Below are 25,032 nucleotides of genomic sequence, written 5' to 3' on the forward strand. Positions count from 1 at the left end.
GTTCTCCCTCAGCCGGTGATCGTGCCGACCTGTGCCAGCAGGTCATCGAGCAGCGCATCGAGCGCCGGGCGGTAGCGCGCCGACTGCACGCCCAGATACCGCAGCACCGGGGCCTCCTCGGCGGCGAAGTTGACGGTGAAGCGGCCCTGGCGCAGCTCTTGCGAAGTGTTCTGGTCCCGGGTGAACTTGATCTCGAAGCCGAGGATGTCGCCGTCGGCCTTGAGGTTGCGAAGGCCGGTCTCCATCGTGTTCAGGACCGCCTGGATGGCCTGGCCGGTGATATTGAAGCGGCCCAGATAAAACCGCAGCGTCCGGAGCAGCATCAGGTGGATGTAATCTCGGCCACGGGTGACGTTGTAGAAGCGCCAGAGGTCATCCTCGCCCGCATTGTCGCTGCCGACGAAGACGAAACCGCCCTGCGCGATGGCGCTTTCGACGCCCATCTCGCCACGCAGGATGACGCCGATGTTGGCCGACAAGAGCCGCTGGCCCTCGGTCGCGCCGTCGGTGAGCGAGAAACTGACCGGCCGGCTCGGGCCGACGATGCCCTGGATCGGCTGATTCGCCCACGAATGGAACGGTCGTCCCTGCTTCTCGTGGTCACGGCGAAGCGCGATGCCGACGACCGCCGGGGATGCGGGCTGCACCACGGTCACGCCGCCCGAGAGCACCTTGACCGCGGGATCGACCGGGATCAGGCGCGACGAGCTCATCGTCTCGCGCCAGTCGATCGCATCCTGCTCGGTCGTTGCCGGGCCATCGACCACCGCGTGAGCGAGCAGCTTTTCGCAAATCGCCGGAAGCGCCGCGCAGACCGCGTTGGCATCCGGTGCGGTGCGCTGGCTGGTGAAGCCAGGGGCGCAAAGCAGGCGCGGTATGACGCCGATCTCGGGGCCGGCATTGATGAACGCCTGAAGGCCGGTCGAGATGCCGTCGCCGACGATGTTCGAGATCGTCGCCGTGGCATCAGCGCCTTCGGCGACTCGGACCACGACCACCTTGGCCGCGACCTGGAATTCTCCGAGCTGTGCGTTCATAAGCGTGATCGCGTCGCGCAGCGTGCCGGTCGCGCCCAGCGCGGTCAGCTTCGTGTCGTCATCCGAATAGACAAACACCGGCGTATCGGCGGGGAACACCGAGGCATCCGCGTCTGGGGCGGTGCCGATGATGCCCACCACGGACATGTCGCTCCACACCGGGGGACGCGGCTCGTTGTCGATCCGCGTGATAGAAATGCCGAAGGTCGGGTCAGACATGGCAGTCTCCTTGAAAGCAAAACGCCGCGCTTGTGGCGCGGCGCGGCATGCGATGGGTGGTGGTGCCCGGCGTCAGAAGGACAGCGCGGGCGTGATGATGTCGAGGTCCGCCTCGGTGCTTGACCGAATTTGCACCTCGAGGATGAGCGCCGCCCCCGCCGCCGCCGAAGGCTCCCCCAAGAAACGGATCGCCCGAATGTATCCCCCTTCGCCGTCGTCCACCGCATCCGTGACCTGCACGTCCCGGACTTGGGTGATTTCCAGCTTTGTGGTGATCGTGTTGACCGCAGAGCGCATCGCGCCTCCTCAGTATGTCCCGCCGTCTACGTTATCGAGCGCCGCCTGAAGGCCACTGACCTCGGCGATGGTGTGCCCGTGAGAGCTTGCCGCCTTCGTCGCGAGCTGCGCGGTCAGGTTCGGAATGTCCGCGATGCCGATCGCCACGATGCCGGTCTGGCCGTTCACCGACGCCACCGGGCCGCTGGCCAGAACCTGCTCAGCCGTGGCTGCCGCAGCCGTTGCATCCATGGCGGCTTGCTGCGCCAACGCCAGCGCGTTCGACACTTCGGTCGCAGCGGTCAGGATCGACGTGGCCAAGCCCGCGCTGCAGGACACAACCCAGTCGTCGTGCTCAGCAGCTCCGATGTTGCCGTTGACCGCCAACACCTCGCCCGCGAGGCCGCCGTTGTCCCGATTGTAGCTGCTCACCCGGAACGCGGCCCAGTCGTCAGGATCGTTTGATCCCATGCGGGTCAGGATCACGATGGGCGTCGGCGAGAACAAGGCCCGACCGCTGCCTTCATCAAGCGCCAACGTGGTCGCAAGTCCCACCGTCAGGGTCAGCGCGGTCGAGGAGGTCGCCACGAGGAACCCGTTCTCGGCCGCCGCCTGTGCCGTCGCCAGGGCCGGGCCCAGCACTTCATTGAGCCGGACCAGCCCGAGCTCGACCAGCTGGTCGGTTGCCGAACTCACCGATGCCAGGCCCGCATCGAGCGCCGCAAGGCTCTCGGCGATCAGGCGGTAGCGCCGGTTCAGGAAGTCGCGGTCGATGCGGTCGCTGTCGCGAGCACGAATGTCCTCGAAGCGCAGCATGCCGTCACTGCATCTTCAGCGGATCGGCGCTGGCTATCGCCTCGGGATGGTCCGTCTTGAGGCTGCCATGGACCGCAGCCGTCACGGTGTAGCGCGCGCCGGGCCGAAACTTTGCGCCAGCATGCTCGAACGGGCGATTGACCGTCACCCGGTAATGCGTGGGCTTCGATGCCATGGGAGGCTCTCCTGTTCATCAGCTCTGTGCGTATTCGATCATCTCGGAGACGTGGAACACCGATGCGGCGCTGACCGTCGAGCCGACGATCTTGACCGCGTAGTCGCTGACCGCCGTCACGTTGAAGACCGATGTCCGGCGAAGCGTGCCGTCGGGCAGCGTGACGTCCTCGACGACATCCGCCGCCTCGGTTCCGTCCAGCGCCACGCCCGTCAGCAGCGACACCGTGCAATCGTGATCGGCCTCCAGGTAGAACTGGAGGTCGGTCACCACCTTGATGCTGGTGGTCGCAGACCCCAGCGCCCGGGCGTCGGACACCCAGATGAAGGCCGTCTTCGGGCGCGTCACCACCGCCTGCGAGCCCGCGGTGCCGAAGCCCGGCATGAGGTCCGTCGTCCCGGTCAGCGTCAGGCGGGCCGGCAGCAGCGCCGGGAGACCGGTCAGATCGGGGCCGTTGGGCGCCACGTCCAGCGCCACCCAGGCGCCGTTCACCTGCACCTCGATGTCCGAGCGGCAGGCCGGGGGCGTGATGCCCGGAAAGGTCACGTCCAGATCGAGGATGCCGCCTGCGAGCTGGAAGGAGGTCAGCTCGACCGACACCCGCGGGCGCTCGAACTTCGCGAAGTAGAGCCGCAGCTTCATGTCATCGACGAGGTTGCCCGCAAAGAAGGCGCCGTCGGTCGAGACGAAGAACGTGCCCTGCACCACGCCGTTGTCGGTGTTCGTCATGGCGACGTAGTGGTCGCCCGTCGTCACCAGAACCAGCGCATGGCGCCGGCCTGCCCGCAGATAGGTCGGCGTGATCGGCACGCGCGTTTCCACGAGCGACGGCAGGCCCGCCTCCGTCGAGATTGCGCCGACCTGAATGTCGGCCACTGGCAGCGTGGTCCGAGAGATGACGCGGCTCAGATCCGGCATGCCGTAGGCCGTCTCGGTGACCAGCACGGTCACGTCGCCGGATGCCGCCTTGCGCGAGAAGTAGAGACCCACCTGGCTGAGCCAGCCGTCCTGGGAATTGAGGAAGGTCTGGGCGACCTGTTGGCCGTTGATCGTGTCGCTGGTGGTCACGTGCTCCCAATAGGGCTCGTCATAGGTATCGACCCAGAAGCGGGTCACCCGGATCCAGCGGTGGTTGATGAGCGCGTTGCGACGGTCATCGGCCGCGACCTCCCAGGTCTCGGCGCCGATGCGGAACACGTTGGCGACCGGATCGTAGCTGCCCTGCCGCCACCAGCGGCTGTTCGTGCAGACGGTCCTGGAACTGCCGTAGCGCAGGCGCGTCCGCGCCCGCGAGAGCTGCCGGATCGATGTGGTCTCATAGGTGTATTGCGCGAGCCGGGCCTCGGAGGCATAGCCCGTCAGGTCGAGCCGGATGGCGTGCGAATACTTCGGCAGAATGAAGCCGGAGGCGGAGTTGACATAGACGTTGTTCGGGTTGAGCAGCGCGAGCTCTGCCGTCTGCGAGCCGGTATGCGGGAAGCGGATGCCCTCTTCGACAACCGCATCATAGTCGGGGTGCGCGGTGTTGCTGCCGTCCTCGGTCAGGAAGTGCTCCGTGCCATAGTAGACATAGGCCGCAGGCGCGTAGACCTCCTGCCGAATCACCTCGAGTTCCTCGGTCAGTTCGGCGATCTCCGCCTTGGTGGCGAAGCCCTGCATGCGATCGGCCAGAGCCGAGAGGTCCGTGCGCAGCGTGTCCACCTGGCCGCTGATCTGCCCGCGCCAGCTTTCGAGCGCCGTGGTGCGGTTGGCCACATCGCGCAGGTTCGGCAGTTGCGTCGGCTTCCACTGCTCGATCGAGACCACCCCGGTCGTGTCCAGCAGGACGTAGGCGATCACGGTGACATTCGCGTCGGTCGCGGGGTAGCTCGGGTCAGGGCCTTCGGTCCCGGCCACCGTGCTGACCTCGGCCCGGCGGAGGCTCTCCATCGCCACGGATTGCGGCTCGGTCGTGCCGGTCTGCGCGTCGATCAGGAAGTCGCGCGGCTGGACGTCGGTTTCGACCTCCTGCCCGTAGGCGACGATCGCGACCCGCTTCTTCGTGATGAGCGGCAGGACGTTGAACAGGTCGACGACGATATCCTCGCCCCGCGCGTAGACCGCGCCCCCCGCATAGAGCCGGCCAGGCGAGAGCGTGACCTCGGTCGCCGAGGTCTTGGAAGCGGAGAACCCGGCATAGGCCTTGCCCCCCTCGATACTGTCCCTGACGACATGATCGAGAGACGCGCGGGCGAACTCCTGCGCGGCGTTCAGATCCGCCGACTGGAGTTCCTGCCGGTCGCGATAGATGACGATGCTTTCCATGGCGTCAGACCTCGATATATGCGCCGATGTCGATGCTGCCGACTGGCAGGCGGTCACCCACGCGGGGCAATCGGTAGGTGGTGGTGTTGATCAGGACCTTGTCGCGCAGTGCCTTCGACGCATTGACGGCGGCACGGGCGTCCTCGATGGGGCGGCGGCTTGCCGCCACGAAGAATCCGTTGACGTGTCGCCCCGCCGTGCGCGGCCAGCGCCGCCCCTTGATCCGGGTCAGCACCTCGGCGTGATATGCGGGCATGCCAAGCCGCGTGTGCCCGATATGCGTGGATCGGCGGCGCTCCTCGATCACCCGAGCCGGATCGTGGATGTGCCACCGCTCGTAGACGTGCTGCCAGGCGATCGAGGGCGGCAAATGCCCGCCGACGATCCGCTGACGGTCTCCGCCCGGAAAAACCGAACCCACCTGCGCGGCGTGCTCCTCAGCCACGAACTGCGGGCGTACGTCCACCAGTCCGCCGTCCGGCATGTGCGTGGTGTACTGCTCTCGCCCGAGCCGGTAGCTGTAGTACACGGCGCGGGGGATGCGCACGATGCGCTGCCGGACTCCTGCGTCGTCGATCAGATGCGCGGCGCCTGCGTAGCCCGCGCCGAGATGCACGGCCTTCGTCGGTTTGGCGGCGATCACCGCCTCGTCATATTCGACCGCCTCGCAGCTGCCCACGTCCTCCGGCGTCACCGTGCGAACCGTGATGCTCCGCTCCTCGCCGCGGTCGTAGACCGTGCCGGTGCGCAGGTATCTGCTCGCAACCGCGCTGACCGGGTTGACGGGGCCGAGGCAGGCCTCACCCGCGCCGCGGTTCTGTCCGAGGAAGAGCCCGAACCGGCCTGTCACACCGCGCTGGACGAACGGGTAGATGCGGAGCTGCGCGAAACGGTCCAGATAGGCCGACCGTTCTTCATCGGAGAAGGCCTTCGACATGAAAGTCCTGGCCGGCGGCACGATAAAGCGCCGCGCCTCGGCCCCCATGACCGCAAGCGTCTCCGCGATCGCGGTCTGTGTCCCCTTGATTGCGTGGAATGGCAGCGAGCGCGCCGTGCGCGCGCGCTTCTTCTCCTGCGGCCAGCCCTTGTCCCAGAGATCGACCGAAAGCCCCCAGGCGAGCCACGGCAGATGCGCGGGCGCAACCTCGAAGGGTCGGACCAGATCGCGCAGATCCACCGGCAACTCGCCGATGCGTGCGCCCGTCAGGTCGGCGGCCTCTTCGAAGGCGCCCCGGTTATCGGGCAGCACGGTCTCGCGGGCCATGGCCGGGGTTCCTATTCATCGCGCAGGCTGGCGATCGTCACCGTGATGGCGTCGATCGCGTAGACCTCGGTCGGGCCGAGAACGAGGTCCTCGGCTGGGGCGGTCAGGTCCACCGAATGCACCCCCTCCTGATGCAGCTTGGAGAAGATTGCGGAACGGCGCAGGTTCATGCCCAACATCCGGTTGGCCTCGACCCACTGCGTGAGCGCGGCGACCGCCAGGCTCTGCACCACGTTGCCGTCCGGGCCGGGGTAGAGCGTCAAGGTCGCGTCGATCGCGATCCGGTGCACGCGCGGCGCCAGCACCTCGACCATGTCGGTCAGGGGTCGCACGTCGTTGTCGATGAGCGACATCCGCACCGCCTCGCGCTCGGCGATGCTCGGAACCGGGTCGGCCCCTTCGCGCAGCATGGCAACCCGGACCCTCCCAGGACTCGTCATGATGGCAGTGGCATCACGGGCCCACGAGGCCACGGTGAGCGCATGATAGACATAGGCTCCTTCTGGCCCGGCCACCGAGAACGCCTCCGGGGCCAGCTGGACACGGCGGCGGAGCCGGTCATCATCTTCGGGCACAAGCGCGCCGGTCTCATCCTCGACCCGCATGCGCTGCGTCGCGAAGAGCGCAGCCAGATGGTCGAGGTTCGATCCGTAGGCTGAGGCCAGCATGACCGAACGGGCGGCATCATTGATCCGGCCGCGCAGGATCAGTTCGCGATAGGCGAAGGCCTCGATCAGCTTGCGCGCGGGCTCACTCTCCAAGTCGATCACCCCGGCAATGGCAGGGAACCGCGCAACCAGGTCGTCGCGCATCTCCGTCACGATCGCCTCGTAGTCGAGCGTCTCGATGATGTCTGGCGGCGTGAGGCCCGACAGGTTGATGGCGGCAAAGCGGCTCATGTCCCGGCCTCGCGCTCCTCGATCAGAACCCCGTCCGGGGTCGCATAGGCATCGATGCGTCGCGCCCCCTCGACGGTGAAATCCCCATAGGTCGCACGGGGCCGATATTCCCCTTCGAGGAAAACATGCAGCTGCCCGTCGCGCGTGACCTCGAGGATCTGGATGCGGGTCACGCGGTAGCGCGGCTCCCACTGCTCGATCGCGGACGTGACGGCGGCGAACCACGGGGTGACCTCGTTGGGCGTGATGTTGCGGCCCATCAGGCTCGGCACGAAGGAGCCATACCATTCGCGCATCACCCGGCTACCGAACCGCGTGGAAAAGATGTCGTGAAGGCTCTGGACCACATGCGGCCAGCCCTGGATGACGCCGCCCGTTGCCGCGTTCAGGCCGACCGAGGGGCTGGTGTAACGCGTGGCCATCGGTCCGTCCTGCCCTCGTCATCACGCCCCGGCGGAAGCGTTGTCCTCGCCTGAAACGTTAATGTCCATCGTCTTTGCATCCGCCTTCGCGACGCGTTTTCCCTTTGAGGTCGGCGCATTCTGTGTTTCGGCACCACCAGCCTTGGCCACCGGTGTATCGAGCGGTCGCAGGCTGCCGAGGCGAACCTCGTGCTCTGCCTGCTTCTCAGTCAGCGTCAGCACGCTGCCGACGCCGGTGTTCGTCTGTCCGGCGACAAAGCGCCCGGCCTTCTCGGTGATCGCGTAACAGGGCATTTTTGCGTTCCATGACAGGTTGGACTTGAATTTGACGCGTCATTTCGGCTTTGACGGTAGTGCCAAGAGAAAGGAGGCGCCATGTCGCAGCGCAGCGAACTCGAAGAGCGATTGCGCAAGGTCGAGGCCTTGTTCGAGCGCGCCGGTTCAGCCGGTGAAGCAGCTGCCGCGGCTGCCGCCGTCGACAGGCTTCAGGCGAAACTCGGCAAGCTGCCGCCACGTCGCGAAGACCCGGAGATCGAACTGCAATATTCCTTGCCCGATCTGTGGGCGGTCAGACTGTTTTATGCCGTCTGCCGAAAGCATGGCGTCACGCCCTATCGCTATTCGCGCCAAAGGCGCACCACGGTGGTCGTCAAGGTCAGGCGGTCCCACTTCATGAAGGTCGTGGACGGCGAGTTCCAGCTGCTCCACCGCGAGATGATGGATTATTTCAACGAAACGGCAGAGCACCTGATCCGAAACGTGATGAAGTCGGACGGCAATGATTATGACGACCATGTACCGCAATTGACAGACTGAGCGGCAGTGTGCGCTTGCGCACATTGTTGGGCATACCGCTTGTCTATCGAGGAGCGAGAGGCGGTACAGATTGCCCGGCTGGCATCCCCCGCCGCAACAAGTTTTGAACTTTCGATTATTCGAGGAGAGGAAGAATGAACAATTCCATCAAACGCGTCGCGAGCATCGTGCTCGCTGTCTTGGGGCTCGCCGCGCTCGTGCCGACAGCTCAAGCCGATACGATTTCCTGCCCGCATACCAAGATCCGGCGTGAGGTCACCACGCCTTTGCCCAGCGGATGGTGGAATACACCCTATGTCAATTCGCTGCAAAACACCCGGGTCGTCACGATCGGTGGCCGTACCGCCCTGCAATGCCAATATGGCGAAGCCGGCAACATCCAGCGTTACGCGCCGGACAACCAAAACTGTGAAGCCGTCGCAGGTGGTTTTCGCTGCACGCGCGCTTCCGCCGGTTTGCGCACCTTTTCGACCGGGTTGATCGATATTCCCCAGACCTATCTTGCCGATCTCGATCGTGGCCGCGTCACGCAACCGGGCGCCGATATCTGGTTCCAGGCGGAAACGCGCAATCTTCTTTATATCGTGCCAAAGAACGGCGCGCGTATCGGGATCAGCGGAACGCGCAACCGCGGCTATGAGGGGTGCCGGTCTGCGCGCATGTCCACCAATCGCATCTCGCTGCGCGATATCCCGGTCGGCACCTATGTGTGCGTGCGCACCAATGAAGGGCGCATCAGCGAATTCCGCGTGAATGCGGTATCGCCCGGCAGTCCGAAGACCCTGACTATCGGTTACACGACCTGGGCCGAAAATTGAGTCCAATAGCCCAGAACAAGAACAACCAGCGGCGCCGGGATCAAACCGGCGCCGTTTTCGGTCTCAGTTCGCGGGAACGTCGCTCACGGACGGCCCCGATGCGACTCCACCGTGGACATGGCTGTCGCCGATGTTGGCGCCGTTATGGCGAACCTCGCCGCCCGTGATTTCAACGTTGTCGCCGTCAACCTTGAACCGCACAGCCCCCACGGCGATTTCGAGGCGGTCTTCGGCCAGGGTCAATGTGACATCGCCAAAGCTCAGGACATTCTGGTCTGCCGCCGTTGAAGGCGATGGGTTGGCGGTCGAATGGGTCAGCGGCACCGCCACGGCCTGTTGAAAGTCGCCCGTGGGCGACATGGCCGTGAATTGCTGCCCGACGGTGGGCGGGGTATGGACACGCAGCGCGCCGGAGAATTGGGCATAGGGCACCCAGGGCGACAGGAAGCGTCCCTCTGCGCCATGCGCGGGCCCGAAGTCCAGCCGGATGCGTTGCCTGGCCGGATCGACCTCGGCCACCGTGCCATGCCGCATCATCCCGGCAAAGCGACGCTCGAGCTCGGCCACGCGGGCGACGAGCTCCACGAGTTCCCGAAAGGCCATGTCAGAGCCCCTGCCCGTCTGCGGTCGGCTCATCGATCGTCATTGTGCGGCCTTCTTCGAGGAGGCGGATGTCGCCGAGCACGACCGGGTCGCCTGCAAGATCGAGGGTCGGCATGACCCCAAGCTGGTCCACGACCTCGAGCGGGATGCCGAGCATCCGCGCTGCCTGCTCCCAGTCGGGCACCGACGCACCCGCAATCTCCGCACGGAGCATACCGGCGATCGGCGCCAGTTCAGGGTCGGCCTCCATCGCGCAGAGAGCATAGGCCCAAGCGGTCCCTGCTTCGATCTCCGCTCCAAACGGCGGTGTGTCGACCAGATCGCAGGTCAGCACCAGCTGACGCGCCGCGAAGCGCACGCCGTTCTCGGCCGAGGCCCCGCGCCGCGACAGACGCCGCTGGATACGGGGTACGAGTTTCATCCAGACCCGCGACCATTCATTGTCGTCCCGCGTCAGCGCGGCCACGACCTGGTGTTCCATCAGGTCGAGGGTCAGTTCCATGCCCTCGTCGGTGTGCGGGATTGCGATGGTGATCTGTCCTCCCTGCCCGTCGCTGGCCGGAACCTCGACGCGCGCGGCAATGGCGACCTCGATCACGAGGTCGCAGCGATGACTTCCGCTGCCGAGGTCGCGCCCCGTGACCTCGAGCTCGTGCTCGTCGGTGGTGAGCACGATCAGCGGCTGGCGCTGCTCGGCGATGGTCTGGTCGATCGGATCGACCGCGCTGTCGAACACTCGCGGCCCGGCCAATGTCGCCCCCTTGAGCGCACGGGCCGTTGCGATCCGCATGACAAGGCGGGCGAGGCTCATTGTGGCTGGTCCTCGCGCACGAGTATGAGGTTGAGATCGCCCATGTCGGATGGCGCGACCATGGTGATGGCGTAAACGGGCTGGCCGGCACGTGCCGTCAAGACGAGTGTGTCGCCCTTGCGAGGCCGGTCAGCCAGGGCCGCAACCATATCGGCTGCGATCCAGAACTCGGCTGACAGGCCGGCAAGGCGCGTCGTGCCGGAAAAGTCGCCGGAGCGCGCCGAGCCCTTCAACCGTGTATCGGCGGGACCGGCGGAGAAGATGCCGGTCATCGCCTGTGCATGACGATCCTGGTCGGCGCGCCTCTCGGCATATTGCTCCAAAACGCGCGGCCGGTGCACCGCGACCTCGCCGAACCGATCCGCCATTGCCCCGCAAAGCAGCGTATCGAACGCATCGAAGGGCGAAGTCATGGCGCTGCCTGCAACGGGTCGTCAGCGCCATTCGGCCATGCCAGACCGAAACGCGGTTTGGTCAGCCATGCGCGGTGAGGTCGACGGCCACGTAGGTGTCGACCATGTAGTTCACATTGGCCTTGGCGAGGTGAACGGCCGTCCCGACGGCCACGATCGACGAAAACATCAAAACCAGCATTCCCCGGATCAGCATCTGCGCCATGACGTCTCTCTCCTGCATCTTGCGGCGTCGTTGCGCCAGCTTTCGATGCCCGCAAGATGCCGCGTCCCTGGCGCGGGCGATGTGCATTCGCACACAGTTTGTTAACCATCCCCATCGACCGGTGATCTTCGACCTCGGGCCGGCGCAAGGTGGCGGGCGTCACCATCACGTCCGCTTGCCGGGGATGAGCACGCGCGGTCGGGTGCAGTAGTGGAGAGCGTTCAACTGGAACTCCAGGTTCACGCCCTTTCCGTTCTGCATCTCCCACTGCTTGCCATAGAGGCGCTGGCCTGGCGTGTTGACCGTCTCGATGTAATCGGCAGGCCCGTAAACCGTGCGAAACAGGCCCGGCACGCCGAGCGGGAACAGGTGGCACTTGTCGGCGCCGATGCCGACATTGTCGCCGCCGCGGTAGTTCATCCAGGTGATGCCGCCGAACTCGAAGGCCCCGTAGATCCCGGAGTTGCCCGAGTTGATATAGGCGTTCCGCAACGAGGCCGCGTCCGCATACCCCTTGTAGGTCTCGCGCACCTCCTGGTGAGCGATCAGATCATCGAAGAAGGCGTCGCCGCAGAGCGCCATGATGCCCGTGTAGGGAAGTCCGTCGAGGATACCGGCCATCTGGCGGATGACCCCGGCGCATTTCTTGCGGAGTGCCCCCTCGGCGGCGCTGGCATTGTCGAGATCGAAGTCGATTTCGGCCTGCTGGCTTTCGCCGAACTCGGTGAAATAGTCGAAGAGCACCGAGCCGTCGGCGTCGAGCAACTGGCCGGTCTTGAGGATGTTCAGCCGGTGGTATTCCTCGGTCAGTGCAAAGAACTGGCTCGCTTCCGCGGCACGGTCCGCGATCTTGGTCTGCAGCCGCTCGACAGCCACCTCCTGGCCGAAGGCACGCACCTGCTGCACCTCGTCGGCATAGATGGCGTCGTCCACCTGGAAATGCGGCACCTTCAGCATGCGCACGGCGCGCTTCGACTTGTCGAAGGTCTGGCCCGGCCCGCCGCGGGGGGTGGCGGCGACCAGCATGCGGTTGTGCTGCTTGTCCTTCTCGATGGCGATGTCGAGCGTGTCGATGCTGGTGGTCTGGAACAGACCCATCTGCCCGATGCGCGACGGGGTATACTTGATCTCACGCAGCGCGTCCGTGAGGCGCATGACGCTGAAGGCGTCCTGACTGAAGATATTGAGGATCGACATGGAGGGGTCCTTCTCAGTGTTTGGCGGCGCGCGACCATGCCAGCGCCAATAGCGCTTGCGGTTTTTGCTAGCATAACTATGTTTCGGTGATGAACAGCCGGCACCGCAAAACCTTGACCGCCGTTTTTACGGAGCCAATCTCGGGTACCGTTGAGTGGATGGCGATTGAAGGATTGCTGCTTGCTGCGGGAGCACAGCGGATCGAAGGGCGTGGTTCACGCGTGAGGTTTGAAAAAGATGGTGAAATCGCCACGTTCCACCGTCCGCATCCTGGCAAGGAAGCGAAACGGTATCAGGTTCGGGACGCCCGTGATTTTCTGAAGCGCATTAAGGTGACGCCATGAACAAGACGATGACGTACAAGGGCTATGCTGCCCGGATCGATTACGACGACGAGGATGCCCTCTTCGTTGGACATGTCGCGGGGATCAGGGACCGCATCGGCTTTCATGCCGAGACGGTTGGTGGCCTGCGTACTGCATTTCATGAGGCCGTCGAGGATTATCTGGCCACCTGCGCCACGATCGGAAAAGAGCCGCAAAAAGCTTATTCAGGAAAGATGATGTTTCGTGTCAGCCCGGAATTACATCGCAAAGCCGTGATCGCAGCCGAGCTTGAGGGCAAAAGCCTGAACCAGTGGGCGGAAGACGTTCTGTCACGGGCAACAGCTTGACTACCGCACGATGATGCCGACGGCGGCGAGATCGGCGTTGGCGGCGGCCTTCTCGGCGCCCTGATCGCGGTCGGGGTGGTAGGTCAGGATCTTGCCGTTGACCTCGGCGTCCCGAGTGATGCCGGCGACCTCAACATCACTTGCGGTGGCGTCACAGCCATAGAGCGCGATGGCCGCGGCGGTCTGGCTGCCGTCGGTCGCGCCCACGGCGCTGGCGAGGTATTTGCCGCTGGCGGTGATCTTGCCGAGCACTGTGCCCGGCGCGATGACGCCTGCGCCGCTTGCGATGGTGATGGCCTCCCGCGAGCGCTGGCCATTGGCCTCGGTCATCAGGAATTCGCCGGGATGCCGGCCTTCGATGAGAACGGTCATGGACTGTCTCTCCTATTCAGCTGAAGCGCGCATTGGCTTGGGTGATGGCTTTCGCCCACCCGGCCGCATTGCGTTCAGACCGGTTGCGGTGATCGGCCGGGGTTTCGGCGCCGAGTTCGGCCTCGTGTGCGGCACGATCAGCGATAGAGGCGCAGGTGTTGGCCTTCGGCGATGCTGCCAGCACTTTAGCCGCGTCGGCTGCCGTCATCTCGGTCTCGAGCGCCAGCACCAACGCCTGCGCCTCGCAGCCTTCCGCCTCGGGTGCTGTCAGGATGGATTTGATCCGTGCGGTGGCCTCGGCCTTGCCGGCACTGACACCGGCAGCATGGGCTTCGGTGCGGGCGGCTTCGACAGCGGCTTGCATGTCAGCCGGCGGAACCGCCGCCACCTCACCCTGCGGCGGCTCGCCTTCAATCGTCTTGGTCATGGGTCCTCCCTTTCTCTGGGGGCTTGCCCCGGAGGGCGGTTGTGCGAGCGCGGCGATCACCTCGTCGAGGCCCGCCATGCGATCGGCGAGGCCCTGGGCGATGGCGTCGGCGCCCAGATAGGTGCGGGCTTCCGTGGCACGGATGGACTCGGCACTGATCCGACCCGCGCGCCCTTCGGCAACGAGACCGACGAACTGGTCGTAGATCTTCATCACCTCGGCCTGCAGATCGGCGCGCACGGCGTCGGACAGCGGGCCGAACGGGTGGGCGTCGACCTTGTGCGCGCCCGCGTGAATGAGCGTCGGCTTGACGCCGCGGTCCTCCAACTCACCCGAGCGGTCGAAATGCGTCAGCACGACGCCGATGGAGCCCACCATCGAGGTGGGCGATACGACGATATCCGTTGCCGCGCAGGCGATGCCGTAAGCAGCCGAGGCCGCCACATCGTTGACGAATGCCACGACCGTCTTCACCTCGTTTACAGCGCGAACGAGGTTACAAGTCGCAAACATGCCCGTGGCCTCGCCGCCAGGACTGTCGATGTCGAGCAGGATCGCCCGGACTTCCGGGTCCGAAGCCGCCTCCCGCAGCTGCGCGGCGATGCCTTCATAGGACACGAGGCCGGAACTTGCCCCGATCCAGGCGCCCCGGTTCACCAGGCTACCCACGATCGGCAGGATCGCGACGCCGTGTTCCACGCGCATGGAACCGACGCTGCCATTGTCGCGGCGATAGCTGCCAACAAAACGGTTGGTCTCCGGCGTGATGGCTTCATGAGGCTCGATCCCGATCCGGCCCTGCAGCACATGCAAGATCAGATCGGCCTTGTCCGGATGCAGGAGCAGCGGCCGGTTCAGCACCCGCCCCGCGATCTGCGCAAGCGACGGGCCGGCCTGCACGACGGCCGCCTGAGTATTGTCGGACGGCTCAGTCACCGCACCCCTCCCGTTGCGAGCGCAAAGCGCCGGGGGCGCTGCCCCTGCTGGCGCGCACATTGTTCTTCGAAGCCGCGAATGACCGCGAGCAATCTGTCCGGATGCGCCCGCTGATAGGTCACCGCGCGTTCCACCCCGTTCGAGCCCGCCCGGAACCGCACCTCCATGGCGCCCTCGCCCGCTACGAGGCGCAGATAGACCTGCCGCAGGCTGGCAGCGGCGGCGCAAGGATCCGCTTCATCCACGCCGATCGTCATGCCTCAGCCTCAATGCCTGTGTCGTCTGCCCCGGCAGGACCACCGCCCTGCGCCCCCATCATCTGAGGCTCGGGCAGCCCGTATTCGGCCCGCAGCGCCTGTTCCTGCGCCAGCTGCTGGTAGACATCGTCCACATCCGCGCCGAGATCGGTGCAGATCATCGCATCCGACATGACGCCGAGCCGCTTCCACACTTCGTGCGCCTTGGCTTTTTTCAGATCATCGGCCTGCGGTCGTGGATCGCCGCGCCATTGCGCCCGACAGGCGGCGGTGCGGTTGGCGAGGAAGGCGGCGATGCCGCCGGGGAATGGCAGGCTGCCCGCCTCGATCTCTTCCTCGAGCCAGGCCTCGTAGATCGGCTGGCAGAAGGGCGCCATGATGTTGCGCCGCCGCGCCTTTGTAATCGCAAAGATCTCCGTCGTGGCCGCCTGCAGCGACGAATAGGTCGCCCCCACATTGTCGCCTGTGGCGCTTTCATAGGTGAGCCCGAGGCACCGCGCGAGTTCGCGCAAGAGATGCATCGAGAAGGCGGCATAGTCCGAGGACGGATGGTTCGAGGTGTGGAATTTCAGTTCCTGCCCCGGAAAGAGATGCGCCAGCCGCCCGTTGATCCCCACATCCAGCGTGGTGTCGTCATAATAGCCGGCGACCATCTCGATATAGGCCTCCATCGGCGAGATGCCCTGCGCCAGCATCTGCGCCTGTTCCTGTGGCGTCAGCAGCCCTTGCAGCACCTGTTCCGTCGGCTCGGCCGAGGTGATCGTCACCGCAAACAAGGTTTGAACGATCGCCGCCATCAACGTGGCATCGGCAAGCTGGTCGAACTGACGCGCCACCTGCAGGGCCGGCACCAGCGGCGAGATGCCCCGGTGTGTTCCCGGCGCCCCCTCGAAGACATGGATGACCCGCGGTCGTCCCGCGCCGTCGCGGGCGCGAACGTCATATTCCACATCGTGGCGGAAGAGGTCCTTGCGGATCGCGCGGTAGCCCACCGGCATGCCATCGGCATCCGTGTAGACCCCGTTGATCAGCCGCTTCATGCTCTCGGTCTTGCGCGACAGACGCTGAGGCGGCAGCAGGCGCACCTTGGTGCCGTAGCGGTTCCACGGCCGTTTGCGCCAGGGCAGTTCGGCGAGGATCTCGCCCGTCACCAGCCAGGACCGGAAAGCCGCAGCCTGCATCTGGCTGAAGGACCGCAAGCCCTGGATATCGCATTCCTGCGCGTTGCGCGCCCAGAGTTCGAAGCGGCGCTCAACCGTCTTGGCCCAATCCGACGCCTCCACCGGCGTCATGCCGAAGGTCTCGTTTTCCGGCAGCGCCTTCAGCTGCAGGCCCGTGCCCACGGTATTGGCCACGCACTGCTCCAGCGCGCCGGCCAGCCAGCCGCTATTGTGAAGCAGATCGTTGACACGGGCCGCAGCAGCATCCCAGGCGTCACCGATGTCGTCCTGCGCCTCTCGCAAGGCCGGGCGCCAACCGGCGAAAGTCACGCCACGGCCGCCACGCATAAACTGCGCATCCAGGCGCGGACGCACGGTATCGCTGTCGCGCGCAGGCGCAATGGACGTCACGAGCGCCTTCAGCTTTGACATCAGTCGCATGGTGATGTTCGATCCATGACGGTTTCGTGATGCTTCGCAGTTGATCCGGGCTTTGGCCTTGAACACGGGCGTGCCGATCGCACGCCCTTTGCGCCGCCGCCGCCATGATCTCGGGAGGGGGACATGACGCCGGCGGCGGCGCGGTCTCTGCGCGGTGCGATACGATCCTCGGCGCGTCGAAGGCCAGGCCTAACGGTTCAGTCTGGCTCCGATCCTGGCGAAGCGGTCGCGCATCAAAGGTCCCCCGCCACCTGGTATGGGGTTTGGGGGTGGTGACGGGGGAGGATCCGGAAGGCCGGCGACGGGGCGACATGGGGATGTAGGGGCCAATCGCTCGATTCCCTCGGGGATCCGTTGCACATTAAAGGCGTAGCCGATCGCCGCGCACAAGGCCTCGCAGTCGAGAAAGTGGTTGTTTCGCGACCGTTTCACCCAGACCGGCTTGCCCTCGACCACGACCCGCGCCTCCGAGGTCAGTTGCTTGCAGTAATCCTCGCTCACCGCCTCATGGACATGGAACGCCCCAGGCTGATCGGCAGGCGTGCGGATCCGCGACATCACCAGAGACTTGAAGAAGTCCGACGACAGCGTCACCAGATCGATCGAATAGAGCGCCTTTTTGCCGTCGGGTTTCACCTCGATCTTGGAGACCTTGTAGGGCGGGCTCTGGACATCCCTGCCCTTTGTCGGGGCGCAGAGCCAGCTGTAGCGGCGGCAGAACTCGTAGACCTTGTGCTCGTTGCCGAGCTCCGGCTTGTCCGGCCGGAAGCCTGAGTCCACAAACACCTTCTCGATCTGCATGCCGCCCACCGGCGTCAGCATCAGGTCCGCCAGCGCCGACCAGACATCGTCATCCTCCGTCGGCCCGTAAAGCTGGCCGCTATCGATCAGCCAGGACGTGCCCCGCGCCCCGAAGGCCCGGATCACGTAGACGAGGCTGAACTTCTGCACATCGACGCCCATGACCAGACGCAGGCCCCCCGCGGGCACATCACCCGGCCGGTAGGGCTGGCGGCGCTGCATGATTTCCTGCCAGTCCGGCACATCGCCCGAGGCCGTCATGGCGTAGCATTCGCCAAAGCCCGCATTCATCGCCGTCTGGATCCGGTCGTGATCGCCCGACCCAAGCGCGGTGAGGTAGGTTTCCGCCCGCTGGCCCCAGTTCACGAAGGGCGAGCACAGCCCCGAGGTCCACATCGACAGGGTCGAGCTTTCGGCAGGCGCGCCGGTGACATGAGGGACGTCGCCTCTCAATTCCACCCGCTGCCCCGGCGCCACCATCGTGCCGCGCGCGTTCATCCAGGGCTTGTCATCATCGCTGTGCTGGCCACCGCAGCGGGGGCATTCCAGTGTCGCGGCCTGTTTGGCCTGCGCAGGCGTCGCGCGTTCCGGCCAGCGCAGTTGCTGGAAGCGCGGGATGAAGTATTCGTGGCAGTGTCGGCACGGCCAGGCCCAGTGGTGCCGTGTCCCCTCCTGCCAGAGCTTCCAGATCGGACTCTCCAGGTCGTCAGCGGCCGAACGCGCCCAGAACTCCAGGCCACTCGCCTCATCCGGTTCGATTTCCACGAGGCCGCGCGCCGGTGTGCTGGTGATGGCCGTGACGAAATCCGCGTAGGTCTCGCCGCGGGCCTCCACGAGACCCAGCACGTCGCCCTGGCCGTTCACATTGGCCATCATCTCGTCGTATTCGTCGATCAGCGCCAGCGCGGCAGGATCGGACTTCAACGCCGTGGAGGAGCCGGCATGGGCAAGGCGAACGCGCACGCCCGCGACATGCTTCAGCGTCTTCTTCATGCGCCGGCCACGGATCACCTTGTTTGCCAGCGTGTCCGCCTCATCCAGAAGCGCCATCAGCCGCGGTTCGAACTGGTCGGTGAGGAACTCCTTCGTCGGCCCCACATAGAGGATCGGCGCCGGTCGCTGGTCGAGCCGCGCCCCGATGACGTCGAGCATGCTGTCGGTCTTGCCCGACTGCGCCGAGGTCACCGCCACCACCCGGCGATAGCCGCCACGGTGCACCGCTGCAGACCATGGCACCATGTACGGCGTCAGCCCCGGGTCCCGGGGACCGGGAATGCCGGCGGTTTCGGGATAGATGCGATGCGCCGCAGCCCAAGGCGCCGGATCACGCTTCTCGCTCGGCCTGCAGATCGCCGCTGCCAGCGACCAGAGCTGCGCCTGCTTTGTCGGCCGCCCCTGCAATACGTCCCAGCGCGCCATCGATCACCTCTTCGAGCGCGCGCCGTGCCTCCATGTCACGTGTGTAGCGCGCCGCGAGCCCCGCAAGCTCCGCCCGCACCAGCGCCGCCATCTCGCCCACCACGGCCCTGGCATCCTCCATCGGGATCAGTTCCCGGCTGCGTTCCTGGATCCTGAGTTCGATCTCGCGCGTGCGCGCTTCCGTGGCCCGGCTGGCAACCGCCGCCTTGTTGTTCTTCGACAGCTGGTCCTCGTAATAGGCCAGCGCCCCGCGGATCACGCCGACCAGCGTGTATTCCCCGCGCTGCGCGCGATCCATGTAACCCGCCTTCACAAGACCCTGGACCCAGCGGTCCGAGCGCCCCAGCAAGGCCGCTGCTTGCGCCACCGTGATCGTCTGGCCGCGTGGTTTGCCGTCGGACATGGGTTACCGCCTCTGACAGGAGGGCGCGCGGGTTGATGCGGCCGACCGCGCCGAATGATCGATAGCAATGATATTGCTCCGATTTTACTACGATAATCGCCCCTGCCGAGCGAAGGTCATTGCACGAACACGTTGCAACTCACCGAGGGACGCCACCAGGATGACCATCCGCCCGAACCCGATCACCACCCCGCGCCACCAGCTCCGCGCCGAGAAGGCGCGCCGGAACCGCGAAGCCGCGCTGAACACCTTCATCGCGAGGAAGGCCCAAATCGACGAGATGCTCGCCCGGCTGCAGGCGCTCAGCGACGACCACTTCAACTGCCATCCCGACGAGATCGGTTGGGCGACGGTTGGCACCCTCGAACACTACGCCAGCCTGCTGAAGCGCATCACCGACAGCGCGTTCGGCGAGGGCGAGCACGCCCGTTGATCTCCGGCGCTGTTGGAAATCCCGCCGCGCCCTGCGCGGCTCGGGGTCGTAGAAGGTCCAGCATGACGCGGGCCTCGAGCAAGGAGACAACCCCATGACCCAGATTCAACTTTCCGACGCCCAGGCCGTCATCCTGTCAACCGCCTGCGCGCGCGAGGACGGAGCCGTCTTCCCCGTCACCGCCAACCTCAAGGGCGGCGCTGTCGGCAATGTCTGCAAGAGCCTTCTCAAGCAGGGCCTTATCGAGGAAATCCCCGCCACCGATCTCAACACCGTTTACCGGCATGACGAGGAGCGGGGGCCAGTCACGCTGCGCGCCACTCCGCTCGCCTACGGCACCCTCGGGATAACGGACACGCCTGACGACGACGACGCTGCCGAGACGCCGCCCGCGCCACCGGCCGAGCGCCGGAGCGGCACCAAGCAGGAGGCGCTGATCGCCATGCTACGCGCCGAGGGTGGCGCGACCATCGAGGAAATCGCCACCGCCTTGTCGTGGAAGTCACATACGGTCCGAGGGGCAATCGCCGGCGCTCTGAAAAAGAAACTGGGCCTGACGATCACCTCCGAGAAGGAAGATCAGCGTGGGCGGGTGTATCGGACGGATGACGGTCCGTCCCCAAACGCACGGTGAGCGATACCGGCCCCGAACGAAAATCTCGCCTGATTTTCGCATTCCCTTTGCGCATTTGCCAACCAGTCAAGCGTCGCGCGGCGTGGATCGAGCCCGATGCCGATAATGCCGTAATACTGGATCTCGACGACATGAGGTAATTTGCTTTCAATCTGCGTCGGCCATGCGCCGCCGTCGCGCACAATCATCTGCCGCAACAAGACCTCCGCCTCGTCGCAAGCTTCCAGTTCTGCAATGATAGCGTTCAAGGATGTCTTCATACCCACGATCCCGATCCCACATCGCAGATCTGGGAGGCCTACGGAACCGTTTCAAGCGCTATCACGGCGGGCGGACGCTATGCGCAGTGGCTACCGGCCAGTTGGACAGAGGGCACGATCCCCATGCCAAGGTCATGATACATTGTGTGTGAAAAGGAAGTGGCCAAGACCCTGCAGAACCGTGCCGAAATGCTCAGTCTCTTCATCGATCCGCTCATGGACAAGCCACTTTTGGCCACAAAGCCGTAATCGAACCTCCGGCACCCAAAACCGGACAAAGCAGACCGACCACGTCACAAACCAGCCGCATCAGCCCAAAAGAAAACCCGCCAAAAGGCGGGTATGAAGGTGTTTGGGCTGTGATGTTCGCGCGAATTGTTGGAGGTCGGCGTACGCGCAACTTGATCGCCGACGGCGCATCAATTGTATGCAAACTGTTAATGCTTCGTTAGCTTCACGGAATTTCCCGGAGATAACTGAAGTGCAACAACCGGTCAGGCTGCGGACCAACGACTGACCATGGTCGAAACGACGATCACGCCTGCACATGTGATGCTGGCGATCAGCACATATTCAACGATTGAAACGCACTCGTTTCTGGTCGGCCACCTCACGTATCAGCCCCTCCGTAATCTTGCTGCGACGGCCTCATGGCCACGATGCGAACCTTTAGACCGAAGAGGCTTCCGTTGCGTTATCGAACATGGTTTCCATTGCACGAACAGACAGGGAATTATCCCGCCCGGCCGGCGCTCAGATCCTCGAACGAGCGATCGTCTCCGGCGAGTATGGCAGCCTCGCCGGTGAACTCCTGCCAGCGTTGGACGATCACATCGACATATTTCGGATCGAGTTCGATCAGCGCGGCGTGGCGACCGGCCTTTTCCGCCGCGATCAGCGTGGTCCCGCTGCCAGCGAAAGGATCGAACACCAGATCACCCTTGCGGCTCGAGTTCCGGATCGCGCGTTCGACCAGGGACACCGGCTTCATCGTCGGGTGCAGATCGTTCTTGTGCGGCCGCTCGATGTTCCACACATCGCCCTGGTCGCGGTCGCCGCACCAATGGCGTTTCACGCCCTCCGGCCAGCCATAGAGGATCGGCTCGTACTGCCGCTGGTAGTCCGCGCGGCCCAGCGTGAAGCGGTCCTTCGCCCAGATGATGAAGGTCGACCAGTGCCCGCCGGCTGACTTGAACGCCGCCTGCAGCGTCTGCAATTCGCTCGATGACATGCAGATGTAAACGGCGCCGTCGGTGTGCGCGTTGATCAGCACGCAGGCGTCGTAGAGGAACGGACCGAAACCATCGCCAAGCGCGTCGTTCTTGATCCGCCGACCCTTGCCAGCCTTCTCCGCGCCGACGCCGCCGGCGTAGTCCACGTTGTAGGGCGGATCGCAGAAGCAGAGATCGGCTTTCACATCGCCCAGCACCTTCTGCACGTCCGTGGCGACCGTGCTGTCGCCGCAGAGCAGACGGTGCTTGCCCATGACCCAGAGATCTCCGGGCCGCGTCACCGGCACCGCCGGAACCTCGGGCACATCATCGGGATCCGTCATCCCGCCGCTGGTGTCGATCAGCGCGTCAGGCAGGATCTCGGCCAGGTCCTCGGCGCTGAAGCCGATCAGCGACATGTCCTCGATCCCGAAATCCTCCCGCAGTTCCCCGATCTCGATGCGCAGCATCTCCGGGTCCCACTCGGCGATTTCCGCCAGGCGATTGTCGGCCAGCGTGTAGAGACGCCGGTCTTCCTCGGACCAGCCGCGGGCGACCATCACCGGCACCTCGGCCAGCCCCAGTTGCGCCGCCGCCATCAACCGGCCATGGCCCGCAATGATCGTGCCGTCCTCGGCCACCAGCATCGGGATCGTGAAGCCGAACCGCTCCATCGAGGCCGCGATCTGGTCGATCTGTTCCGGCGGATGCTGGCGAGCGTTTTTCGCGTAGGGGACCAGGTCGGCCACCTGCCAGATCTCGACCTGCTCCGCGGGCCAGGCCTGCGGCGTGAGTTTGGGCTGCGCGGTCATCGGATACCTGTCGGGTACGGGTCATCACCCTGCTGAAACGAAACGAACCGCAGGGGGTCATTTCGGTTCGCGCGAAGCGAAACGCCCATGTTTTCTGGGGGGTTGGCACGGTTTCGCGTGTCGAAACCTGCGCGAAACGAAATGGATTTCAGGGGGGTGCATTTCGCCAATTCGGGACCTAAGCCCCTGATTTCATTGAGGCGGACCCCGTTTGAAACGAAGCGAAATGGGTTTTTCGATCGGGAAAAAACGCTCAAATCCTGCGAGGCGGCGGCCCCGCGTAACACAGCGCGTCAGAAGGGACCCAAGGGGGGGCCGGTCGGTTTCTGCGCAGGCCCCTCAGCGTGCTGATTTGGCCCGTTGCAAGTGTTTTATCGCGGCCAAGACTCGCGGTCCAACAAAAAAATGTCCCGCTGTTTTCTTTTTTGCTTGCCATTGAAAACATTATCTTTTTCGCCTCGCTCGGCCGTCACGCGCCAAATATATGCTCAATCTGACGCGTCGCCTCGGCCAGCACCTCGGGTTGCGCGGCCTCGAAGGCATCGCGTGTCGCGTCCTGCACCATCTCCCTGGGGATGGCGGGGCCGAACATCTTCCGGATCGGCAGGCGCGCCCTGCCCTCGCGAACGAAGGCGTTGCCCGCCAGCGACCCCACGAGGAAAGCGCTGTCGAACCGCTGCCAGCGCCCCCAGGGCCTGGCCCGCACGCCGTAGGCGAACTGCCGTGGGCTGAAATGCGACAGGCCCAGATAGTCGCCACGGGCCTCGATCGTGTAGGCCAGGTTGGCGAACGTCGATCGGATCGAACGTGTCTCGCGGTTGATCAGCGCGGCCTTTGCGCCGGTCTGCTCACGCAAGGCGCGGCGCACCTGGGTGCGGACCTTGTTGCCCTCGCTGTTCAGCGCGCGATTGAAAGCCCGCGTGGCCGCCTGTTCGCCGAGGCGCGCGATGGCTGCCTCGAAGTGCACGCGGGTCTGGTCGAGATCGCGGATGATGACATTCACGGACCCAGCCTCCTGCGCGCACGACACCGAGCATATCGTTCATTTAGCCTGCTGGACCGGATCTGTCTCGCCTTGCGATGTCCCGCTGAAAACTGTCCCGCCGGAACGAAAGGGGTTGACGGGGCGGCCACAACGCGACCGCCCCACGAGTGTCACACCGTCTGCTGGATCACGAACTCCATCGACCGCTTGCGCGGCACGGTCCGGCCGTTGAGCTTCCAGACGATGACGGCCAGTCCGTATTCGTGCCGCCGGTTGGCAGCAGACCGGCTGATGCCCTGGCTCCACGTGATCCATTTCCACGGCTTGCGGTTGGCGCGCGCCCAGAGGATCTGGCCGATGTCCCTGTCCATCCACCGCAGCCAGAGCATCGCCTCATCGGCCTGGGTAATCATCCGTGGTGATGGCAGTGGCTTTTTCATCCGAGGCTCCTGCTCGACGTGATCGGCGAAGGTGGAAACGTACTCCGGCCAGGCGCTGAAATAGCCCTGCGGCCGGACCGGCGGCATGGAACGCATGACGTTCGCCGCGAGGTCGAGCCGGTCGGCCACCATTGCCCGTGTCCATTCATCGGCCATTGCGAACCTCCCTTACGGCTGGCAGCTTCCCATAGAGTTTCTCGCCCAACTGGCGAACCAGTTCCCGTTCCGGCCAGGTGAGCCGATGATCGTCGAGCGAGACCGCGAGCATGTGCTGCTCATGCCAGCCATCGCGCTTGACCTGTTCAGGGTCACGGCGCGTGCCGCCGTAGCCCTTGGGAGTGAAGCGCATACCCATCAGGCCAGCCCTCCCTGCGTCTCGATCGCCCAGAGCAGGATGGCGATGGCGTCGGCCTCGTTATCGTCGACGGGGCTGAAGCCGCGCGCACAAGCCGCATCGATCATGGCCTGCTTGTTGGCGTTGCCGTGGCCCGTGGCGTAGCGCTTGATGGTTCCCACCGCGACGCCCGCATAGGCCACGCCGCGCAGCTCAGCCCAGCTGGTGAGAACACCGAGCAGACCTCCGTAGACATGGGCCGCATCGGTTCCGGCGTGGCGACGCACCTCCTCGAACCAGATGGCCCCGATCGGCCCGGACAGCCGGTCGATCTCAGTCAGCCAGTTGGTGAAGCGCAGGTAGCGCATGCCCCCACCGTCAAAGCGGCCGGGGCGAAAGCTGGCGGTGCCGCTGGTGATCAGGCCATCGAATCCACGAATGGCCCAGCCGGTGGTGGTGCCGAGATCGAGGGCCAGGAGGCTGCCGGTCGGCCTCGGTGACGGTGTCATTTTCGGGGTTGCGCCGATCGCGGCGCTGGCGAGAGTCAGGTCAGCCATGGGTGGTCTCCTCTTCAGGTGGGCTGCTTGGGGCTGGAAGACGACGGCGGTTGATGCTTGGCGGTACCGGCCGCCGTCGTCGGATGGATCTCGTGCCAGAACTTCGGCCCGAGAAGATTGCCCAGGGGTAGGTGGTGGCCTCCCCCGCCTACAGCGGGGAGGTCACCTACCCCTTTAGGGGGGATTTTTCTGAAATCTGAAA

33 protein-coding genes are annotated in these 25,032 nt (G+C 65.0%); 6 read left to right on the forward strand and 27 right to left on the reverse strand.

The annotated features are described in order from the left end of the window. Positions 1-8 precede the first annotated feature (8 nt). The 9 genes from MRY80_RS27040 to MRY80_RS27080 all read right to left on the reverse strand — a co-directional run bounded on the left by MRY80_RS27040 (position 9) and on the right by MRY80_RS27080 (position 7,706). Positions 9-1,256: a phage tail protein gene (locus MRY80_RS27040; protein WP_293294987.1), complete on the reverse strand. Its 1,248-nt coding sequence runs from the start codon at positions 1,254-1,256 to the stop codon at positions 9-11. Positions 1,257-1,328: 72 nt separating this feature from the next. Beyond that, complete coding sequence (locus tag MRY80_RS27045) at positions 1,329-1,553, reverse strand: hypothetical protein (RefSeq protein ID WP_293294988.1); 225 nt, start codon at positions 1,551-1,553, stop codon at positions 1,329-1,331. A 9-nt stretch (positions 1,554-1,562) separates the two neighbouring features. After that, positions 1,563-2,348 (reverse strand): hypothetical protein, encoded by a 786-nt coding sequence (locus MRY80_RS27050; RefSeq protein ID WP_293294989.1) that lies wholly within the window; start codon positions 2,346-2,348, stop codon positions 1,563-1,565. A gap of 4 nt (positions 2,349-2,352) precedes the next feature. Then, complete coding sequence (locus MRY80_RS27055; RefSeq protein WP_293294991.1) at positions 2,353-2,523, reverse strand: hypothetical protein; 171 nt, start codon at positions 2,521-2,523, stop codon at positions 2,353-2,355. A gap of 18 nt (positions 2,524-2,541) precedes the next feature. Continuing rightward, positions 2,542-4,827, reverse strand: a complete 2,286-nt coding sequence (locus MRY80_RS27060) for a hypothetical protein (protein WP_293294993.1) — start codon at positions 4,825-4,827, stop codon at positions 2,542-2,544. A 4-nt stretch (positions 4,828-4,831) separates the two neighbouring features. Further along, on the reverse strand, positions 4,832-6,091 hold the full coding sequence (locus MRY80_RS27065) for a phage tail protein I (protein ID WP_293294995.1): 1,260 nt from the start codon (positions 6,089-6,091) through the stop codon (positions 4,832-4,834). 11 nt (positions 6,092-6,102) lie between these two features. Next, positions 6,103-6,990 (reverse strand): baseplate J/gp47 family protein, encoded by an 888-nt coding sequence (locus MRY80_RS27070; RefSeq protein WP_293294997.1) that lies wholly within the window; start codon positions 6,988-6,990, stop codon positions 6,103-6,105. Beyond that, the gene (locus MRY80_RS27075) at positions 6,987-7,412 is read right to left on the reverse strand and encodes a GPW/gp25 family protein (RefSeq protein ID WP_293294998.1); all 426 of its coding nucleotides are present in this window, start codon (positions 7,410-7,412) and stop codon (positions 6,987-6,989) included. The genes MRY80_RS27070 and MRY80_RS27075 overlap by 4 nt, the downstream gene beginning before the upstream one ends. Before the next feature lie 21 nt (positions 7,413-7,433). Continuing rightward, complete coding sequence (locus MRY80_RS27080) at positions 7,434-7,706, reverse strand: hypothetical protein (RefSeq protein ID WP_293295000.1); 273 nt, start codon at positions 7,704-7,706, stop codon at positions 7,434-7,436. A gap of 81 nt (positions 7,707-7,787) precedes the next feature. Between MRY80_RS27080 and MRY80_RS27085 the strand changes: the two genes are divergently transcribed. Both MRY80_RS27085 and MRY80_RS27090 read left to right on the forward strand, forming a co-directional pair. Next, positions 7,788-8,228 (forward strand): hypothetical protein, encoded by a 441-nt coding sequence (locus MRY80_RS27085; protein ID WP_293295001.1) that lies wholly within the window; start codon positions 7,788-7,790, stop codon positions 8,226-8,228. A gap of 134 nt (positions 8,229-8,362) precedes the next feature. Then, positions 8,363-9,046 (forward strand): hypothetical protein, encoded by a 684-nt coding sequence (locus tag MRY80_RS27090; RefSeq protein ID WP_293295003.1) that lies wholly within the window; start codon positions 8,363-8,365, stop codon positions 9,044-9,046. A 63-nt stretch (positions 9,047-9,109) separates the two neighbouring features. On the opposite strand, the gene MRY80_RS27095 is transcribed toward MRY80_RS27090, so the two are convergent. The 5 genes from MRY80_RS27095 to MRY80_RS27115 all read right to left on the reverse strand — a co-directional run bounded on the left by MRY80_RS27095 (position 9,110) and on the right by MRY80_RS27115 (position 12,275). Then, the gene (locus MRY80_RS27095; protein ID WP_293295005.1) at positions 9,110-9,649 is read right to left on the reverse strand and encodes a hypothetical protein; all 540 of its coding nucleotides are present in this window, start codon (positions 9,647-9,649) and stop codon (positions 9,110-9,112) included. A gap of 1 nt (position 9,650) precedes the next feature. After that, a complete protein-coding gene (locus MRY80_RS27100) occupies positions 9,651-10,460 on the reverse strand; it encodes a hypothetical protein (RefSeq protein WP_293295007.1) in 810 nt (269 codons plus the stop codon). Continuing rightward, positions 10,457-10,873, reverse strand: a complete 417-nt coding sequence (locus tag MRY80_RS27105) for a hypothetical protein (protein ID WP_293295009.1) — start codon at positions 10,871-10,873, stop codon at positions 10,457-10,459. The genes MRY80_RS27100 and MRY80_RS27105 overlap by 4 nt, the downstream gene beginning before the upstream one ends. Positions 10,874-10,934: 61 nt before the next feature. Beyond that, positions 10,935-11,078, reverse strand: a complete 144-nt coding sequence (locus tag MRY80_RS27110; RefSeq protein ID WP_293295010.1) for a hypothetical protein — start codon at positions 11,076-11,078, stop codon at positions 10,935-10,937. Positions 11,079-11,243: 165 nt separating this feature from the next. Continuing rightward, positions 11,244-12,275: a major capsid protein gene (locus MRY80_RS27115; RefSeq protein ID WP_293295012.1), complete on the reverse strand. Its 1,032-nt coding sequence runs from the start codon at positions 12,273-12,275 to the stop codon at positions 11,244-11,246. Positions 12,276-12,364: 89 nt separating this feature from the next. On the opposite strand from MRY80_RS27115, the gene MRY80_RS27120 reads away from it, so the two are divergent. Together MRY80_RS27120 and MRY80_RS27125 are read left to right on the forward strand one after the other, a co-directional pair. Beyond that, positions 12,365-12,619 carry a type II toxin-antitoxin system HicA family toxin gene (locus MRY80_RS27120; protein ID WP_293295014.1) on the forward strand — a complete coding sequence of 85 codons (255 nt, stop codon included), beginning with the start codon at positions 12,365-12,367 and terminating at the stop codon, positions 12,617-12,619. Next, a complete protein-coding gene (locus tag MRY80_RS27125; protein ID WP_293295016.1) occupies positions 12,616-12,948 on the forward strand; it encodes a type II toxin-antitoxin system HicB family antitoxin in 333 nt (110 codons plus the stop codon). Before MRY80_RS27120 ends, MRY80_RS27125 begins: the two co-directional genes overlap by 4 nt. Here the strand turns inward: MRY80_RS27125 and MRY80_RS27130 are convergent, their stop codons facing one another. From MRY80_RS27130 to MRY80_RS27155, 6 genes are all read right to left on the reverse strand, one after another. Beyond that, entirely contained in the window at positions 12,949-13,320 is a 372-nt protein-coding gene (locus MRY80_RS27130; RefSeq protein WP_293295018.1) for a head decoration protein, read from the reverse strand. It abuts the gene before it with no gap. A 16-nt stretch (positions 13,321-13,336) separates the two neighbouring features. After that, positions 13,337-14,683 (reverse strand): S49 family peptidase, encoded by a 1,347-nt coding sequence (locus MRY80_RS27135; RefSeq protein WP_293295020.1) that lies wholly within the window; start codon positions 14,681-14,683, stop codon positions 13,337-13,339. Then, positions 14,680-14,940 (reverse strand): hypothetical protein, encoded by a 261-nt coding sequence (locus MRY80_RS27140; protein WP_293295022.1) that lies wholly within the window; start codon positions 14,938-14,940, stop codon positions 14,680-14,682. The genes MRY80_RS27135 and MRY80_RS27140 overlap by 4 nt, the downstream gene beginning before the upstream one ends. Continuing rightward, positions 14,937-16,541: a phage portal protein gene (locus tag MRY80_RS27145; protein WP_293295023.1), complete on the reverse strand. Its 1,605-nt coding sequence runs from the start codon at positions 16,539-16,541 to the stop codon at positions 14,937-14,939. Before MRY80_RS27145 ends, MRY80_RS27140 begins: the two co-directional genes overlap by 4 nt. 189 nt (positions 16,542-16,730) lie before the next feature. Continuing rightward, a complete protein-coding gene (locus MRY80_RS27150; protein ID WP_293295024.1) occupies positions 16,731-18,761 on the reverse strand; it encodes a terminase gpA endonuclease subunit in 2,031 nt (676 codons plus the stop codon). Next, positions 18,667-19,164 (reverse strand): hypothetical protein, encoded by a 498-nt coding sequence (locus MRY80_RS27155; protein ID WP_293295026.1) that lies wholly within the window; start codon positions 19,162-19,164, stop codon positions 18,667-18,669. The genes MRY80_RS27150 and MRY80_RS27155 overlap by 95 nt, the downstream gene beginning before the upstream one ends. 160 nt (positions 19,165-19,324) lie before the next feature. Here MRY80_RS27155 and MRY80_RS27160 point away from each other — a divergent pair, with 160 nt between their 5' ends. Continuing rightward, positions 19,325-19,597, forward strand: a complete 273-nt coding sequence (locus tag MRY80_RS27160; protein WP_293295028.1) for a hypothetical protein — start codon at positions 19,325-19,327, stop codon at positions 19,595-19,597. Between the two features lie 94 nt (positions 19,598-19,691). Next, a complete protein-coding gene (locus MRY80_RS27165) occupies positions 19,692-20,231 on the forward strand; it encodes a DUF3489 domain-containing protein (RefSeq protein ID WP_293295030.1) in 540 nt (179 codons plus the stop codon). Here MRY80_RS27165 and MRY80_RS27170 read toward each other — a convergent pair. From MRY80_RS27170 to MRY80_RS27200, 7 genes are all read right to left on the reverse strand, one after another. Then, positions 20,177-20,479, reverse strand: coding sequence for a hypothetical protein (locus MRY80_RS27170; protein ID WP_293295032.1), 303 nt, complete (start codon positions 20,477-20,479; stop codon positions 20,177-20,179). The two genes, MRY80_RS27165 and MRY80_RS27170, sit on opposite strands and share 55 nt — an antisense overlap. Positions 20,480-21,224: 745 nt before the next feature. Next, a complete protein-coding gene (locus MRY80_RS27175; RefSeq protein ID WP_293295033.1) occupies positions 21,225-22,514 on the reverse strand; it encodes a site-specific DNA-methyltransferase in 1,290 nt (429 codons plus the stop codon). A gap of 469 nt (positions 22,515-22,983) precedes the next feature. Continuing rightward, positions 22,984-23,517: a hypothetical protein gene (locus MRY80_RS27180; protein WP_293295034.1), complete on the reverse strand. Its 534-nt coding sequence runs from the start codon at positions 23,515-23,517 to the stop codon at positions 22,984-22,986. 152 nt (positions 23,518-23,669) lie between these two features. Further along, positions 23,670-24,095 (reverse strand): DUF6362 family protein, encoded by a 426-nt coding sequence (locus MRY80_RS27185; protein WP_293295036.1) that lies wholly within the window; start codon positions 24,093-24,095, stop codon positions 23,670-23,672. Then, complete coding sequence (locus tag MRY80_RS27190) at positions 24,085-24,294, reverse strand: hypothetical protein (RefSeq protein ID WP_293295037.1); 210 nt, start codon at positions 24,292-24,294, stop codon at positions 24,085-24,087. Before MRY80_RS27190 ends, MRY80_RS27185 begins: the two co-directional genes overlap by 11 nt. Next, a complete protein-coding gene (locus tag MRY80_RS27195) occupies positions 24,294-24,782 on the reverse strand; it encodes a hypothetical protein (RefSeq protein WP_293295042.1) in 489 nt (162 codons plus the stop codon). The genes MRY80_RS27190 and MRY80_RS27195 overlap by 1 nt, the downstream gene beginning before the upstream one ends. A 62-nt stretch (positions 24,783-24,844) precedes the next feature. Further along, a partial coding sequence (locus MRY80_RS27200) for a hypothetical protein (protein WP_293295038.1) occupies positions 24,845-25,032 on the reverse strand: 188 nt, incomplete at its 5' end.

It is taken from the genome of Oricola sp. (assembly GCF_022763245.1).
Lineage (GTDB): Bacteria > Pseudomonadota > Alphaproteobacteria > Rhizobiales > Rhizobiaceae > Oricola.